Source organism: Saccharopolyspora sp. 6M, assembly GCF_020176775.1.
Classification (GTDB): Bacteria; Actinomycetota; Actinomycetes; order Mycobacteriales; family Pseudonocardiaceae; genus Saccharopolyspora_C; species Saccharopolyspora_C gregorii.
In genome coordinates, this window is the sequence record NZ_JAIUJZ010000081.1 from 1 (window position 1) to 15858 (window position 15858).

Annotated in this window: 10 protein-coding genes and 1 riboswitch; of the genes, 4 read left to right on the forward strand and 6 right to left on the reverse strand. The window is 71.6% G+C overall.

The features are described from left to right. Positions 1 to 110: 110 nt before the first annotated feature. The 6 genes from LCD31_RS12805 to ald all read right to left on the reverse strand — a co-directional run bounded on the left by LCD31_RS12805 (position 111) and on the right by ald (position 12266). Positions 111 to 3833, reverse strand: coding sequence for a multifunctional oxoglutarate decarboxylase/oxoglutarate dehydrogenase thiamine pyrophosphate-binding subunit/dihydrolipoyllysine-residue succinyltransferase subunit (locus tag LCD31_RS12805; RefSeq protein WP_224958282.1), 3723 nt, complete (start codon positions 3831 to 3833; stop codon positions 111 to 113). A 363-nt stretch (positions 3834 to 4196) separates the two neighbouring features. Further along, complete coding sequence (locus tag LCD31_RS12810) at positions 4197 to 7922, reverse strand: ABC transporter ATP-binding protein (RefSeq protein WP_224958283.1); 3726 nt, start codon at positions 7920 to 7922, stop codon at positions 4197 to 4199. Positions 7923 to 8311: 389 nt separating this feature from the next. Then, positions 8312 to 9160: an ABC transporter permease gene (locus tag LCD31_RS12815; RefSeq protein ID WP_224958284.1), complete on the reverse strand. Its 849-nt coding sequence runs from the start codon at positions 9158 to 9160 to the stop codon at positions 8312 to 8314. Further along, the gene (locus tag LCD31_RS12820) at positions 9160 to 10182 is read right to left on the reverse strand and encodes an ABC transporter ATP-binding protein (RefSeq protein ID WP_224958286.1); all 1023 of its coding nucleotides are present in this window, start codon (positions 10180 to 10182) and stop codon (positions 9160 to 9162) included. The genes LCD31_RS12815 and LCD31_RS12820 overlap by 1 nt, the downstream gene beginning before the upstream one ends. 115 nt (positions 10183 to 10297) lie before the next feature. After that, positions 10298 to 10792, reverse strand: a complete 495-nt coding sequence (locus tag LCD31_RS12825; protein ID WP_224958287.1) for a hypothetical protein — start codon at positions 10790 to 10792, stop codon at positions 10298 to 10300. Positions 10793 to 11150: 358 nt separating this feature from the next. Beyond that, positions 11151 to 12266: an alanine dehydrogenase gene (ald, locus tag LCD31_RS12830; protein WP_224958288.1), complete on the reverse strand. Its 1116-nt coding sequence runs from the start codon at positions 12264 to 12266 to the stop codon at positions 11151 to 11153. Between the two features lie 203 nt (positions 12267 to 12469). Further along, positions 12470 to 12564: riboswitch (glycine riboswitch) on the forward strand. A gap of 142 nt (positions 12565 to 12706) precedes the next feature. On the opposite strand from ald, the gene gcvH reads away from it, so the two are divergent. The 4 genes from gcvH (at position 12707) to LCD31_RS12850 (ending at position 15732) form a co-directional block, all read left to right on the forward strand. Then, complete coding sequence (gene gcvH / locus LCD31_RS12835) at positions 12707 to 13081, forward strand: glycine cleavage system protein GcvH (protein WP_224958289.1); 375 nt, start codon at positions 12707 to 12709, stop codon at positions 13079 to 13081. A 24-nt stretch (positions 13082 to 13105) separates the two neighbouring features. Further along, complete coding sequence (locus LCD31_RS12840) at positions 13106 to 14458, forward strand: L-serine ammonia-lyase (RefSeq protein ID WP_224958290.1); 1353 nt, start codon at positions 13106 to 13108, stop codon at positions 14456 to 14458. A gap of 334 nt (positions 14459 to 14792) precedes the next feature. After that, the gene (locus tag LCD31_RS12845) at positions 14793 to 15311 is read left to right on the forward strand and encodes a MarR family winged helix-turn-helix transcriptional regulator (RefSeq protein ID WP_224958291.1); all 519 of its coding nucleotides are present in this window, start codon (positions 14793 to 14795) and stop codon (positions 15309 to 15311) included. Position 15312: 1 nt separating this feature from the next. After that, positions 15313 to 15732, forward strand: coding sequence for an organic hydroperoxide resistance protein (locus tag LCD31_RS12850; RefSeq protein ID WP_224958292.1), 420 nt, complete (start codon positions 15313 to 15315; stop codon positions 15730 to 15732). Positions 15733 to 15858 lie beyond the last annotated feature (126 nt).

Here is a 15858-nt window from a genome sequence, read left to right on the forward strand (position 1 = left end):
CTCCCCCCAGTCCCTCCGTCGCCCCCCCCCCCCCCCCCCCGGGGGGCGCCCCCCCCCCCCCCGGCGCCGCGCCCCCCCCCCCCCCCCCCCCCCGCGATCGTGCGCAAGGATCAGGCGAAGGCGTTCTGCACCACTTCGGCCTGCTCCACGTCGTGCACGGCCTTGAGACCGGTGGCCGGGGCGGCCATCGGACGCCGCGACACGCGCTTGAGCCCGCGCATCCGCTCGGGGAACAGCTCCGGCAGCGCGAGGCCGAGGAACGGCCACGGGCCCTGGTTCGCCGGTTCTTCCTGCGCCCACCGGATGTCGGTGGCGTTCGGGTAGCGCTCCAGCAGCGCGCCGAGCTTGCGGTGCGGCAGCGGGTACAGCTGCTCGAGCCGCACCACGGCGGTGTCGGTGTGGCCCTGCTTCTCCTTCTCGGCGGCGAGGTCGTAGTAGAGCTTGCCGGAGCAGAACACGATCCGACGCACCGCCGACGGGTCCGGCTGCGCCGGGTCGTCGATCACCGAGGTGAACTTGCCCTCGGTGAAGTCGGCGACGGAGCTCGTCGCGGCCTTCATCCGCAGCATCGACTTCGGCGTGAACACCACCAGCGGACGGTGGATGCCGTCCAGCGAGTGCCTGCGCAGCAGGTGGAAGTAGTTCGCCGGCGTCGACGGCAGCGCCACCGTCATCGACCCCTCGGCGCACAGCTGCAGCCAGCGCTCGATGCGGGCCGAGCTGTGGTCGGGGCCCTGGCCCTCGTGGCCGTGCGGCAGCAGCAGTACCACGTCGGAGCGCTGCCCCCACTTCGCCTCACCGGACGAGATGAACTCGTCGATGATCGACTGGGCGCCGTTGAAGAAGTCGCCGAACTGCGCCTCCCACAGCACCAGCGCGTCCGGGTTGGCCACGGAGTAGCCGTACTCGAAGCCCATCGCCGCGAACTCGGACAGCGCCGAGTCGTAGACGAGGAACTTCGCCTGGTCCTCGCCGAGGTTCTGCAGCGGCGTGTACTCGGTGCCGTTCTTCCGGTCGATGAGCACCGAGTGCCGCTGGCCGAAGGTGCCGCGCCGCGAGTCCTGGCCGGTGAGCCGCACCGAGCGGCCCTCCATCGCCAGCGACCCGAACGCGAGCAGCTCGCCGAAGCCCCAGTCGATCTCGCCTTCGCGGGCCATCTTCGCGCGCCGCTCCAGCACCGGCTTGACCCGCGAGTGCGGGGTGAAGCCCTCGGGCAGGTCGACGTGCGCGTCGGCGATCCGCTCCAGCGTGGCCGGGGAGATCGCGGTGACCAGCTTCGTCGGCACCTGCTGCTCGGACTCCACCGAGGGGCTGGGCTCCGGCGGGTGCTTCTCCAGCTCGCGGACCTCGTTGAACACGTGCTCCAGCTGGGAGGCGTAGTCCTTGAGCGCCTTCTCGGCTTCTTCGACGGTGATGTCGCCGCGGCCGATGAGGGACTCGGTGTAGGTCTTGCGGACGCTGCGCATCTTGTCGATCGCGTCGTACATCGACGGCTGCGTCATCGACGGGTCGTCGCCCTCGTTGTGCCCGCGGCGGCGATAGCACACCATGTCGATCACGACGTCCTTGCCGAACGCCTGGCGGTACTCCACGGCCAGCTTCGCGACCCAGACGCACGCCTCGGGGTCGTCGCCGTTGACGTGGAACACCGGCGAACCGATCATCTTCGCCACGTCGGTGGAGTACTTGCTGGACCGCGAGTGCTCCGGGGCGGTGGTGTAGCCGACCTGGTTGTTCACGATCACGTGCACGGTGCCGCCGGTGCGGTAGCCGCGCAGCAGCGACAGGTTCAGCGTCTCGGCGACCACGCCCTGACCGGCGAACGCGGCGTCGCCGTGCAGCAGCACCGGCAGCACCGTGAAGCCTTCCTGGCCCTTGTCCAGGATGTCCTGCTTGGCGCGGACGATGCCCTCCAGCACCGGGTCCACGGCCTCCAGGTGCGAGGGGTTCGAGGTCAGCGACACCTTCGTCTCGCCGTCGCCGAACATGCGGAAGTACTTGCCCTCCGCGCCCAGGTGGTACTTGACGTCACCGGAACCGTGCGCCTGGCCCGGGTCCAGGTTGCCCTCGAACTCGCGGAAGATCTGCGAGATCGGCTTGCCGACGATGTTCGCCAGCACGTTCAACCGGCCGCGGTGCGGCATGCCGATGACGACCTCGTCGAGGTCGGCGGCGGCCGAGGAGTCCAGCACCGCGTCCAGCAGCGGCACCACGGTCTCGGCGCCCTCCAGCGAGAACCGCTTCTGCCCGACGTACTTGGTCTGCAGGAACGTCTCGAACGCCTCGGCGGCGTTGAGCTTCGAGAGGATGTACTTCTGCTCGGACTGCTCCGGCTTCTCGTGCGGCTTCTCGACCCGGTTCTGCAGCCACTCGCGCTCGTCCGGCTCCAGGATGTGCATGTACTCGACGCCGACGGTGCGGCAGTACGAGTCGCGCAGCACGCCCAGCACGTCGCGCAGCGACATCCGCTCCTTGCCGGCGAACCCGCCGACCGCGAACTTCCGGTCCAGGTCCCACAGCGTCAGGCTGTGCGAGAGGACGTCGAGGTCCTCGTGCCTGCGCTGCCGGTAGTTCAGCGGGTCGATGTCGGCCATCAGGTGGCCGCGGGTGCGGTAGGCGTCGATCAGCTCCAGCACCCGGGCGGTCTTGTCGACCGCGCCCTCCGGGATGTCCTGGGTCCAGCGGATCGGCTCGTACGGGATGCGCAGCGACGAGAAGATGTCGTCGAAGAACTTGTCCTCGCCCAGCAGCAGCTGGTGCACCTTGCGCAGGAAGTCACCGGACTCGGCGCCCTGGATGACCCGGTGGTCGTAGGTCGAGGTCAGCGTCACGATCTTGCTGATGCCCATGTCGACCAGGGACTTCTCCGACGCGCCCTGGAACTCGGCCGGGTAGTCCATCGCCCCGACGCCGATGATCGCCGACTGGCCCTTGGTCAGCCGCGGCACCGAGTGGTTCGTGCCCGACGGGCCCGGGTTCGTCAGCGAGAACGTGGTGCCCGCGAAGTCGTCCGCGGTCAGCCCACCGGTGCGGGCCTTGCGGATGATGTCCTCGTAGGCCTGCCAGAACTGCTGGAAGGTCATCTCCTCGCAGCCCTTGATGGAGGCAACGACGAGGTTGCGCGAGCCGTCCTTGGCGGGCAGGTCGATCGCGAGACCGAGGTTCACGTGCTCCGGGGTGACCGCCGCGGGCTTGCCCTTGGCGTCCTCCCCGTAGTGGCGGTTCATGTTCGGGTAGTCCCGCATCGCCCGCACCAGCGCGTAGCCGATGAGGTGCGTGAACGAGACCTTGCCGCCCTTGTTCCGCTTCAGGTGGTTGTTGATCACGATGCGGTTGTCGAACAGCAGCTTCGCCGGGACCGCCCGCACGCTCGTCGCGGTCGGCACCTCCAGCGACTGCTCCATGTTCTTGGCGATCGCCGCGGCCGCACCGCGCAGCGGCTTCGTCTCCTCACCCGCACCGGAGCTCTTCACCGGAGCCGCCTTCGCGGCCTGCTGCGGGGACGGCTTCGGCTCGGACGCCTTGGCCGGCTTCGGCGCGGGGGCCTGCGCCGCGGCGGCCGGGCGAGCCTGCCCGTTGCCCTCGCTGCGCGTGGCCGTCGCAGTAGTCGTTCCCGACACCGTTGTCGTCGTCGCGGTCGACCCGGCTCCTGCCGCGGCGGTGGAGTTGTCAGCGGCTACCGAGACCGAGGTCGCCTGCCCCGGCTTGTAGTCGGCGAAGAACTCGTGCCACGCGGAGTCCACCGAAGCGGGATCTTGGAGGTACTGCTCGTACATCTCCTCGATCAACCACTCGTTGGGGCCGAACTGTGACGCAGGGCTGCTGCTGGACACGGCTGGCGTTCGCCTCGATCCATCTGCTCGTGATGTACACACACTCAAGTACCAGGCTAGCGGTCCGTTTAGTGCGGTTGGCACACAGTGCGGGCCTGGTGGAGAAGAGTTCGGTCACAGGATCGATCAGGAAAGTCCCTCACCAGGCAAACATGACCCGTTCGGGCGTGGTCCTCGATCACTGGCATCCGTACTATGCGCCGACTCGCCGCCCGTGCTCCGGTCGGCTTCCGCCCCGTCTGTCGCCTGCGGACGGCACAACGTTTCGGTCACGACCGCTGTTCCCGCCGTTCGGGACGACCCGGTCCGACCGGCGAGAACAGGTAACGCGGCGTGCCCGGGCCCACCCGTGCGGTGAGCACGTCAGGGGGAGGTGCGAAGCGGGTCCTGCGCCGAGTCACCGGGCCGCACCGGCTCGTGATCGGGCCCGCCCGGCCCCGGCGCATGATCACCGGCCCGCCACAGCCGCGCGTAGTGGCCGTCCCGCGCCAGCAGCTCCGCGTGCGCACCGTCCTCCACCACGCGGCCGCCGTCGACCACCACGATCCGGTCCGCCCGCGCCGCCGTGCCCAGCCGGTGCGCCACCACGAACGTCGTGCGCCGCGCCGCCAGCCGATCGCTGGCCGACACCACCAGCGACTCCGTCGCCGGATCCAGCGCGGCCGTCGCCTCGTCCAGCAGCAGCAGGTCCGGCCGCACCAGCTCCGCCCGCGCCAGCGCCACCAGCTGCCGCTGGCCCGCCGACAACTCCCGGCCGCGCTCGCCGACCTGCTGGCGGAACCCGCGCCGCAACATCGCGATCCCCGGCAGCGCACCCACGTCCCGCGCCGCCGCCTCCACCTCCGCGTCCGACGCCGACGGCCGCCCGTAGGCGATGTTCGCGGCCACGTCCCCCGCGAACAGGTAGCCCTCCTGCGGGACCACCGCCAGCCGGTGGTGGAACCCGGACAGCTCGTAGCGGCGCACGTCCACCCCGTCCACCAGCAGCTCGCCGTCCGTCACGTCGTAGAACCGGGCCAGCAGCTTCACCAGCGTCGACTTCCCCGCACCCGTCGGGCCCACCAGCGCCACCGTCGTCCCCGGCTCCACCCGCAGCGACACCTCCCGCAACGCGTCCCGCTCCGCACCCGGGTAGCGGAACGACACCGACCGCAGCTCCACCGCGCCCGCCAGCCGGTCCGGCACCGCCACCGGCGCCGCGTCCTGCGGCACCGACGTCGGGGTCCGCAGCAGATCTCCGATGCGGCGCAACCCCACCCGCGCCTGCTGGTAGCCGTCGAACACGCCCGACAACTGCTGCACCGGCGAGAAGAACATCCCCAGGTACAGCAGGAACGCCACCAGCACCCCCGCGGTCAGCTCACCCGAGGCGACCCGCGTCGCGCCCACGCCCAGCACCGCCGCCTGCGCCAGCTCCGACAGCAGCGCCGTGAACGGGAAGTACGTCGCGATGTAGCGCTGCGCCCGCAGCCGCGACCGCCGGTACGCGTCGCTGCGCTGCGCGAACACCTTCGCCGAATAGCGCTCGCGGCGGTGCGCCTGCGCCACCCGCAGCCCCGACACGTTCTCCTGCAGGTCCGCGTTGACCGTGCTGACCCGCTCCCGCGCCTCCGCGTACGCCGTCGACGACACCCGCCGGAAGATCACCGTCGCCACCACCAGCGGCGGCAGCACCGCCAGCGCCACCAGCGCCAGCGACAGGTCCGTCACCAGCAGCGCCACCGCGATCCCCACGATCGTGAACGCGCTCACCACCGCCGTGGCCAAGCCCGTCTGCAGGAACGACGACAACGCGTCCACGTCCGTCGTCATCCGCGTCATGATCCGGCCCGCGAGTTCCCGCTCGTAGTAGTCCAGCCCGAGCCGCTGCAGGTGCGCGTAGCTGCGCACCCGCAGCAGGTACAGCAACGTCTCGCCGGTGCGGGCCGTCACCACCGTCTGCACCTTGATCACCAGCCAGCTCACCAGCACGATCACCGCGCCGACCGCCGTCACCAGCCACAACGTCCCCGGATCCCGCGCGTCCACCCCGCCGTCCACGCCGTGGCGCACCAGTGACGGCAACGCGACCGACCCCAGCGCGTCCGCCGCCACCAGCAGCACCGTCAACGCCAAGCCCCACCGGATCGGCCGCAACAACCGCGCCAACCGGAACCCCGGATCGGGCGCCGTCGCGTCCACCCCGGACAGCCGCGGCGCCGCCACCGCCGGCGGCAGCGCGCGCAGGCCCTCCGCCAGCTCCGGGGTCAACGGCGTCGCCGCACCCGAACCGCCGCGAGTGCCGCGCACCCCGCCCGGCACCGCCACCGCGCGCGTCCGCTCCGGTTCCTCCGCCGCCGGCCACAGCTCGGCGGTCGGGGCCGCATCGGCCGGCACCGGATCCGGCTCCGCCGCACCCGCCGCGTCGATCTCCTCCCCGGGGCCGGCCAGCAGCGAGCGGAACAACCCGCACCGCTCCCGCAGCTCCTCCTGCGTGCCCACGTCCACGACCCGGCCCGCGTCCAGCACCGCGACCCGGTCCGCCAACGCCAACGTCGACCGGCGGTGCGCGATCAACAACGTCGTGCGCTGCGCCGTCACCGACCGCAAAGTGTCGTGGATCGCCGCCTCCGTCGCCGGATCCACCGCCGACGTCGCATCGTCGAGCACCAGGATCCGCGGATCCGACAGCAGCGCCCGCGCCAACGCCACCCGCTGGCGCTGGCCACCCGACAACGTCAGGCCCCGCTCACCGACCAGCGTCCCGTAGCCCTCCGGCAGCGCCGCGATGAAACCGTGCGCCTCCGCCGCGCGCGCCGCCGCCTCCACCTCCGCGTCCGTCGCGTCCGGGCACCCGTAGGCGATGTTCCCGCGGATCGAATCCGAGAACAGGAACGCCTCCTCGAACACCACGCCCACCGCCGAACGCAGCGACTCCAGCCGCAGGTCCCGCACGTCGTGCTCGGCCCCGCCGTCCGCCGCGCCGATCCGCACCGCACCGTGCTGCACGTCGTAGAACCGCGGCAGCAACAACGACACCGTCGACTTGCCCGACCCCGCCGGACCCACCAGCGCCACCGTCTCGCCCGGCTCCACCAGTAGCGATACGTCCCGCAACACCTGCTGGTCCCGGGTGTAGCCGAAACCGACCCCGTCCAGCCGGACCCGCAGCGGCACCTCCGGCAGAGCCACCGCACCCGGCCGGTCCCGCACGTCCGGCCGCGAATCGATCAGGTCCGTGATCCGCTCCATGCCCGCCCGCGTCAACTGGCCCTGCACCAGCACGCTCGCCATCATCCGAGCCGGGCCGCCCAACATCGCCACGTACGCCGCGAACGCCACGAACGTGCCCAGCCCCACCTGGCCGTGCAGCGCCATCCAACCGCCGAGGCCCAACACCCCCACCTGGCCCGCCGCGGGCAGCACCGACAAGCTCGCCTGCGGGAGCGACGTCATCCGCGCCGTGCGCAGCCGCTCCGCGAACAACCGGCGCGCACCCGACTCCAACCGGGCCACCTCGCGGGCCTCCTGGCCGAAGCCCTTCACCACCCGGACTCCGGACACCGTCTCCTCGACGTGCTGGGCGATGTCCGCCGCCCGCTGCTGCGCCGACCACGTCGCCGGGAACAACCGCTTCTTGCTGCGCGCCGACACCGCCGCGATCAACGGCACCACCACCAGCACCACCGACGTCAGCAGCGGCGACAACCACACCATCGCCACCAGCGCGAACGCCATCAGCACCACGGTCCCGGCCGCCAGCGGCACCATCGACAGCAGCGCATTCACCAGCTGCAGATCGCTGATCGCCCGCGACGCCACCTGGCCCGTGCGCAACGCGTCCTGCTTGCCGCCGTCCAAGCGCTGCACCGAGCCGAACACCGCGCGCCGCAGGTCGTGCTGCACGTCCAGCGCCAACCGGCCCGCCGAATAGCGGCGCACGAACGCCGCCCCGAACCGGAACATCCCCAGCCCCGCCAACGCCGCCGCGAACCACCACAACCGATCGGTGCCGCCCGCCACCGCGCCGTCCACCGCCGCCTTCGTGATCAGCGGGACCAGCGCCTCCAAGCCCACCGCCGCCACCGACGCGCCCAACGCCAGCAGCATCGCGACCGGGTGCCGCCGGCAGGCGGCGAACAATCGGCGGATCCAACCAGGACGGGAACATTCGCTGCCGGAGTCGCTCACCAGGCCAGGTTAGGTGCCGGGGACGACGGGGATCCGGGGGCGCGGCGGCGGCGCACCGGCGCTCACCTGAGCGAGGAAGGGAACCTTCCGGTCATCGACGTGAGGAAGGGAACCTTCCTGTCACGGGTGGGAGGAAGGGAACCTTTCGATCACAGGCGCGATGAAGGGAACCTTCCTGTCACGGGTGCGAGGAAGGGAACCTTTCGATCACAGGCGCGATGAAGGGAACCTTCCTGCCACCGCCCCGCACGAAAGAGGGGACCTCCCCACTCGAGCAGGAAGATCCCCTCCGATCGAACAGCGCCACCTCAGGTGATGTCGCGCCGCCCGCTGAAGTACCAGCCGCCGAGGACGAACAGCGCCGCGTACCCGGCGAAGGTCAGCATGCTCAGCCACCACGGATGCCCGTAGGACCCGCCGAAGACGAAGTGCAGCACCTCGAACAGCCCTTGCGGCACGTACTGCTCGTCGGGCCCGGCGGTGGCGCTGATGAAGATCGGCACGGCGAGGTTGCCGACGATCCCGCTGCCCGCGGCCCCCGGCAGGTAGGCGCTCACCCCGGACGCGTCGGAGCCGACGAGGAACAGGTCGACGATGAACTCGAACACGAACTTGTAGACCAGCAGCACGATGATCACGATCACCGGGTTGGCGACGAGGGCGCCGAACCCGACGCCGAGCAGCGTCCACAACACCATCGCGAGGAGCCCGGCGGCGCACACGATGAGCCAGTCCGGACCTTCGCCGAACCCGTCGAGCCCGGCGCCCGCGATCGCGCCGAGCCCCCCCGACAGCACGTTGACCAGCCCGTACACCAGGCCGAGGTTGGTGTAGGCGATGAGCTTCGCCCCGAGCACCGCCCCGCGCGGGTTGCCGGTGAGGTACGTGGTGGTGATGCTCTTGTTCCGGTACTCCCCGGCGAACGCCAGCGCCCCCACCAGGCCGGCGAAGATCGTGCTGAAGTTCGTCGACATCGACATGGTGAGCAGGCCCAGCGGCAGCGGCCGCCCGATCTCCTGCTCGATCGAGGACATGTAGCCGAACCCGGTGCCCATCCAGCTGGCGCCGAAGCTCAGCAGCGCCACGGGGATGAGCAGTGCCCACCACAGGTTGGTGGTGAAGAGCTTCCGGAACTCGGACTTGACCAGGCCGTCCATCAGGCGCCACCTCCGAATCCGCCGTGCTGCTGGTACGGGTTGGGGCCGCCGGGCGGTGCCCAGCCACCGGTGCCGGGTGGCGGACCGCCGGGCGGGTGCTGGTTGCCGACGTACTGGCCGCTGGTGAGCTGGAAGAACAGCCGTTCGAGGTCGACCTGCTCCTCCTGGATCCCGTAGACGGCGACCCCGGCCTGCAGGGCCAGTTCGGCCACCGACCGGGAGTCGGAGCCGGTGACGGCGATCCGCCCGTCGGGCAGCGGTTCGACCGCCAGCCCGGCCGCCTGCAGCGCGTTCACCAGCGCCTGCGGATCACCGGCCTGCACGAGCACCCGGTTGCGCTGCTGCGCTCGCAGCTGGTCCAGGTCGCCGTTGTAGACGCACTCGCCGCGGCTCACGATCACCACGTGGTCGACGGTGTGCTCCATCTCGCGCAGCAGGTGGCTGGAGACGAGCACGGTGCGCCCGGACGCGGCGAACGACTTCAGGAAGCCGCGCAGCCACGCGATGCCCTCCGGGTCGAGCCCGTTGGCGGGTTCGTCCAAGATCAGCACCTGCGGATCGCCGAGCAGCGCCGTGGCCAGCGCCAGCCGTTGCCGCATGCCCAGCGAGAACCCGCCCGCGGCCCGGTTCGCGGCGCCGGTCAGCCCGACGAGGTCCAAGGCGTGGTCGACCTGCTGGTCGGGCACGTTCATCGCCGCCGAATAGCAGCGCAGGTGGTTGCGCGCCGTGCGGGACGGGTGGAAGCTCTGCGCCTCCAGCACCGCCCCGACCACGGTGGCGGGGTTGCGCAGCTGCGCGAAGGGCACCCCGTTGACGGTGGCGGTTCCCGACGTCGGGTTCACCAGCCCCAGCACCATGCGCAGCGTCGTCGTCTTGCCGGATCCGTTCGGGCCGAGGAACCCGGTCACCACACCGGGGTGAACGGCGAAGCTGAGGTCGCGGACCGCGCTGACCGGCCCGAAGTTCTTGCTCAGGTTCTGCACCAGGATCCGGCCGCTGCCGTCGTGCACACGCTCCTCCATCGTCGCTCGGCCCCGCCGGGTGCTCGCGAGCGCGGGACGCGGACGATCACGCTCGGGCGCGGGGCCGGTCCCATCCTGCCTGACCGGCCCGCGCCGACAGGGAGGAGTTCGGAAATCAACCGGTCCCGTGCTGCGGCCAGGCGATGGGCCGTTCCGGCCCGGGCCGGCGCGCTGCGGTGGGCCGGCCGTCCTCGGGGCGGGGGGAGCGGTGGTGGCGGACCGGCGCGCTGCTCGGCCAGCGGCCGGTGGGCTGCCGCCCCTCGGCGTCCGGGTCGGGCTCGTCCGCCGGGCCGTGGCGGCCGGTCGGGGCGGCGGGCGCGGTGCGGTCGCCGATGAGGCCGCGGTGCACCATCAGCCACGACTCGCACGGCCAGCTGCGGCTGCGCACCGCGCCGGAGCAGGCGGGGCAGCGGCCGTCGGCATCCGGGTGGTGGGCCTCCAGCAGGGCCCGGAGCCCGCTGGTGAGGCGGTGCAGCTCTGACCTGGCGACCGGTAACAGCTCCTCGGTGCCGCCTTCGATGGCCACCCGCTCCAGCCGGGCCAGCCGGTCCAGGACGGCCTCCCGCATCTTCGCGTCGTCCACGTGCCACTCCCCGCGTCGTACGGTCATCGCGCGCGCTGATCGGGGCGGAGAACGCGGGCCCCGGTGGCGCCCGCGACGAGCACCGCCGCAGATCGCCGCGGCTTGGCGCACTCCCATCGGCAGCTCACCCGGCCGACTGCACCGAACTCACTCGGTCGAGTGGACTTCCGGTTGTGGCGGGGAACCGGGCGTTCGTCACGCTGCGCACGTCGGAAATCAAGCGTTCGTGTCCTACACTGGGACCTGGCGGCCTGCTCCCGGTGACCCCCAGGCCGGTTGAGCGGGCCGCCCTCTAACCCCTTCCGGGGTCTTCTCACCTCCGCGAGTGAAACTCGCCGGTCTCGCCGCGCAGTGGTCTCGGATGGTCTCGCGGTTGCGGATCCGCTCAGACCAGCACCGCGTCCGGGGCCGTGCTCGGCAGCCCGTGCGCCAGCGCCACCGCCTCGCTCACCAGCAGCCCGCCGTGCGCGTTCAAGCCCCTGGCCAGCGCCGCATCCGCCCGGCACGCCGCCCGCCAGCCCTGATCGGCGATCCGCAGCACGTACGGCAACGTCACGTTCGTCAACGCGTACGTCGAGGTGTTCGGCACCGCGCCCGGCATGTTCGCCACGCAGTAGAACACCGAACCGTGCACCCGGAACGTCGGATCCTCGTGCGTCGTCGGCCGCGAATCCTCGAAGCACCCGCCCTGGTCGATCGCCACGTCCACCAGCACGCTGCCCGGCTTTGACCGCGCCACCAGCTCGTTCGACACCAGCTTCGGCGTCTTCGCACCCGGCACCAGCACCGCGCCGATCACCAGGTCCGCCGCCCGCACCGCCGACTCCACCGCGTACGCGTTCGACGTCACCGTGCGGATCGCGCCCCCATGCGCCGCGTCGATCTCCCGCAGCCGGTCCACGTCGGTGTCCAGCACCTGCACCTGGGCGCCCATGCCCGACGCCACCCGCGCCGCGTTCAACCCGGCCACCCCGCCGCCGATCACCACCACCCGCGCAGGCGGTACTCCGGGCACGCCGCCCGGCAGCACACCGCGACCACCCTGCGGGGTCAGCAGCGCCTGCGCGCCGACCTGCGGGGCGAGCCTGCCCGCGACCTCGCTCATCGGCGCCAGCAGCGGCAACCCGCCGCGCGCCGTCTGCACCGTCTCGTAGGCGAGAGCCGTCACCTCGGCGCGCAGCAACTCGTCCGTCAACTCCGCCGACGCCGCCAAGTGCAGGTAGGTGAACAGCACCTGGCCCGCCCGCAGCCGCGGGAACTCCTCGGCCACCGGCTCCTTCACCTTCAGCACCAGCTCGCCCTCGGCCCACGCGTCCGCCGCGGACGGCACGATCGTCGCGCCCGCCGCCGCGTAGTCCTCGTCGGGTATCGACGAACCGAGCCCGGCGCCGGCCTCCACGAACACCGCGTGCCCCCGCGCGGCCAGCTCGTGCACCCCTGCCGGGGCCCCCGCCACCCGGTACTCGTGGTTCTTCACCTCACGCGGCACTGCGACCTTCACCCGGTCCGCCTCCCGACCCCACGACCGAACACCGACCCCAGCATCATCCGCCCGGCGCCCGCACCCCGCCGCGAGGAAGGGAACCTTCCTGTCACCGGTGACAGGAAGGTTCCCTTCCTCGCTGTGATCCGGGCGGCTGGGCGTTGACACCCGCCCACGTCCGTTTATCGTTGCCGGGCACGACCACAACCGCACAGCGCCGCAGAACCCGAGCGGGAGAGACCCTGCGCAACGCAGGGCGCCGAAGGAGCAAACCCTCCCCGCAAAACTCTCAGGCACCCATGACCGCTCGGGCGAGGCCACTCTGGAAAGCGCGCGCCCCGGCGCCGCACCCACGGTGCAAGCCGCGAACCACCGCGGCGAAGCTCTCAGGTCCCGAAACAGAGGGGGAGGCCCGCGAACCCAGGGCACACCCGTGCCCGCGATGGTGAGGAGCCTCCATGTCCCTGCCCGAACGGCTGCGCTACACCGAAGAGCACGAGTGGATCGAGGACCGCGGCGACCTGGTGCGCATCGGCATCACCCCGTACGCGGCCCAAGCGCTCGGCGACATCGTCTACGTGCAGCTGCCCGAGGTGGGCGAGCGGATCGAATCCGGCGCCTCCTGCGGTGAGCTGGAATCGACCAAGTCCGTCAGCGACCTGTTCGCGCCCGTGACCGGCGAGGTCGTCGCCGTCAACGCGGCCGCCGCCGACGACCCCGCGGTGATCGGCTCTGATCCGTTCGGCGAGGGCTGGCTGCTCGAAGTGCGTGCCGAGCAGACCGGTGCTGTGCTCACGGCCCAGGAGTACGCCCAGTTCACCGGTGGTGAGTAGGCCGGGGCTGAGGGGGGCGGAGCTGTGACGATCAGCGTCTTCGACCTCTTCTCGGTGGGCATCGGCCCGTCGAGTTCGCACACCGTCGGCCCGATGCGGGCGGCGCGGATGTTCACCGCGCGGCTGCAGGACGACGGTCTGCTCGGTCAGGTCGACAAGGTGAAGGCCGAGCTGTTCGGTTCGCTCGGCGCGACGGGGCACGGCCACGGCAGCCCCAAGGCGGTGCTGCTCGGCCTGGAAGGGCACGACCCGGAGACGGTCGACCCGGCCGCCGTCGCACAACGGGTGGAGACGATCCGCGCCGACGGCAGGTTGTTGCTGGCGGGGGAGCGCGACATCCGGTTCTCGGTGGACCGCGACCTGGTGATGCACCGGCGCAGGTCGCTGCCGCTGCACCCCAACGGGATGCGGTTCGCGGCGTTCGGCGCAGGTGGGGAACTGCGGTCCGCGGTGTACTACTCCGTCGGCGGCGGATTCGTCGTCGACGACGAGGCCGCCGGCACCGACCGGATCAAGCCGGACGAGACGCCGGTGCGCCACCCGTTCCGCACCGGCGACGAACTGCTCGCCCGGGTCGCCGAATCCGGCTCCCGGATCAGCGACGTCATGTTCGACAACGAGCTGTCCTGGCGCTCCGCCGAGGACGTCCGCGCCCGGCTGCTGCACATCTGGTCCGTGATGCAGGAGTGCGTCGACAACGGGTGCCGCAACGACGGGGAACTTCCCGGCGGGCTGCGGGTGAAGCGGCGCGCCGCCGCGCTGCGGGCGAACCTCGGCGAGCAGGACGACGCCATGGAATGGCTCACCCTGTTCGCGCTCGCGGTCAACGAGGAGAACGCGGCAGGCGGACGGGTCGTCACCGCGCCCACCAACGGTGCCGCCGGCATCGTTCCCGCGGTGCTGCACTACTACGTGCGCTTCGTGCCGGGGGCGAACGAGCAGGGCGTCATCCGGTTCCTGCTCGCCGCCGGTGCCATCGGGGTGCTGTTCAAGGAGAACGCGTCGATCTCCGGTGCCGAGGTCGGCTGCCAGGGCGAAGTCGGTTCGGCCTGCTCGATGGCGGCCGCCGGGCTCGCCGAGGCGATGGGCGCGACGCCGTGGCAGGTGGAGAACGCCGCCGAGATCGCGATGGAGCACAACCTCGGCCTCACCTGCGACCCCATCGGCGGGCTGGTGCAGATCCCGTGCATCGAGCGCAACGCCGTCGCCGCGGTCAAGGCCGTCACGGCGACGCGGATGGCGCTGCGCGGCGACGGCAGCCACTTCGTGTCGCTCGACAAGGTGATCAAGACGATGCGGGAGACCGGGCGCGACATGAAGGTCAAGTACAAGGAGACCGCTCGCGGGGGGCTCGCGGTGAACGTCATCGAGTGCTGAGAGCGCTTCGCCCGCCCGGCGCTCGAAACCGCGCGGGGCGGTGGGAGCAGGGGAACCTTCCTGTCACGTCGCAGGCGTGGACCACCGGCGTGGGTCGATGCGAGCGGGGGAACCTTCCTGTCACCGGTGCGATGAGGGGAACCTTCCTGTCACGCTCGGCCTCGTCCGGAGCCGTGGTGGCCGGTGTGGTGGAGTGCGGCGGTGGTGTTCCGGCGGGCCGCGCGGTGGTGGTTCCGGATGACGGGGAGGTTCCCTTGCAGAATTTAGGATGCGCACAACTCAGTTGCGCGCAACTTGAATTAGGGCTAATGTCGGCCACGTGCAGGAGGCGGGGATGAGCGCGGACTCGGCGCTGTCGCTGGACCAGCAGGTGTGCTTCGCGCTCTACAGCGCGTCGCGCTCCTTCACCAACCTGTACCGGCCGTTCCTCGACGAGCTGGGACTGACCTACCCGCAATACCTGGTGATGCTGGTGCTCTGGGAACACGACTCGCTGGCGGTCAAGGACCTCGGGGCGATGCTCAAGCTGGACTCCGGGACGCTGTCGCCGCTGCTGAAACGGCTCGAAGCGAGCGGACTGGTGGACCGGCGGCGCAGCACCCGCGACGAGCGGTCCGTCGAGATCGGACTGACCGAGCGGGGGCGGGAGCTGCGGCAGCACGCCGAGCAGATCCCGAACCGGGTGCTCGCCGCCAGCGGCATGGAACTCGAGGAGGTGCTGGCGCTGCGCTCCACGCTGCACCGGCTCACCGCCAACGTGGACCAGGCCGCGCACCGGGCCAGGGCCGCCGTCGCCGACGGCGTCCCCATCACCGACGAACTCCTGCGCGGGACCACGACACAAGGAGACTGAGATGGCAGCGTTGTACACCGCCGAAGCGACCGCGACCGGCGAAGGGCGCGGCGGCCGCACCCGCTCCTCCGACGGAGTGCTCGACCTCGACCTGGCGGTCCCGCGCGAGATGGGCGGACCCGGTGGCGACTCCACGAACCCGGAGCAGCTGTTCGCCGCCGGTTACGCAGCCTGCTTCCACAGCGCGCTGCAGCTGGTCGCCCGCAAGGCGAAGGCGAACATCGCCGACTCCTCGGTGACCGCCCAGGTCGGCATCGGCAGCAACGGCGCGGGCGGGTACGCGCTCGAGGTCACGCTGTCGGTCAGCCTCCCCGGCGTCGACCAGGAGCAGGCCCGGCAGCTCACCGAGCAGGCCGACTCGGTGTGCCCGTATTCCAACGCCATCCGCGGGAACGTCCAGATCGACCTCGCGGTCGCCTGACCTCCGCTCGGCGGGGGGGGCCCCCCCCCGGCGGGGGGGGGGGCCCCGGGCCCCCCCCCCCCCCCACCCCCCCCCCCCCCCGCCCCCCCCCCCCCGCCGGGCGGGGGGGCCCCCCCCCGCCCCCCC

What these genes read in the sequence shown, in the direction of transcription:
- LCD31_RS12810 (WP_224958283.1), bottom strand. Translation starts at nt 7,922, where the DNA reads ATGCTGCTGGCGTTGGGCGCGTCGGTGGCGGCGGTGGGCTTGGAGGCG.
- LCD31_RS12815 (WP_224958284.1), bottom strand. Translation starts at nt 9,160, where the DNA reads ATGGACGGCCTGGTCAAGTCCGAGTTCCGGAAGCTCTTCACCACCAAC.
- LCD31_RS12820 (WP_224958286.1), bottom strand. Translation starts at nt 10,182, where the DNA reads ATGGAGGAGCGTGTGCACGACGGCAGCGGCCGGATCCTGGTGCAGAAC.
- LCD31_RS12825 (WP_224958287.1), bottom strand. Translation starts at nt 10,792, where the DNA reads ATGACCGTACGACGCGGGGAGTGGCACGTGGACGACGCGAAGATGCGG.
- gcvH (WP_224958289.1), top strand. Translation starts at nt 12,707, where the DNA reads ATGTCCCTGCCCGAACGGCTGCGCTACACCGAAGAGCACGAGTGGATC.
- LCD31_RS12845 (WP_224958291.1), top strand. Translation starts at nt 14,793, where the DNA reads ATGAGCGCGGACTCGGCGCTGTCGCTGGACCAGCAGGTGTGCTTCGCG.
- LCD31_RS12850 (WP_224958292.1), top strand. Translation starts at nt 15,313, where the DNA reads ATGGCAGCGTTGTACACCGCCGAAGCGACCGCGACCGGCGAAGGGCGC.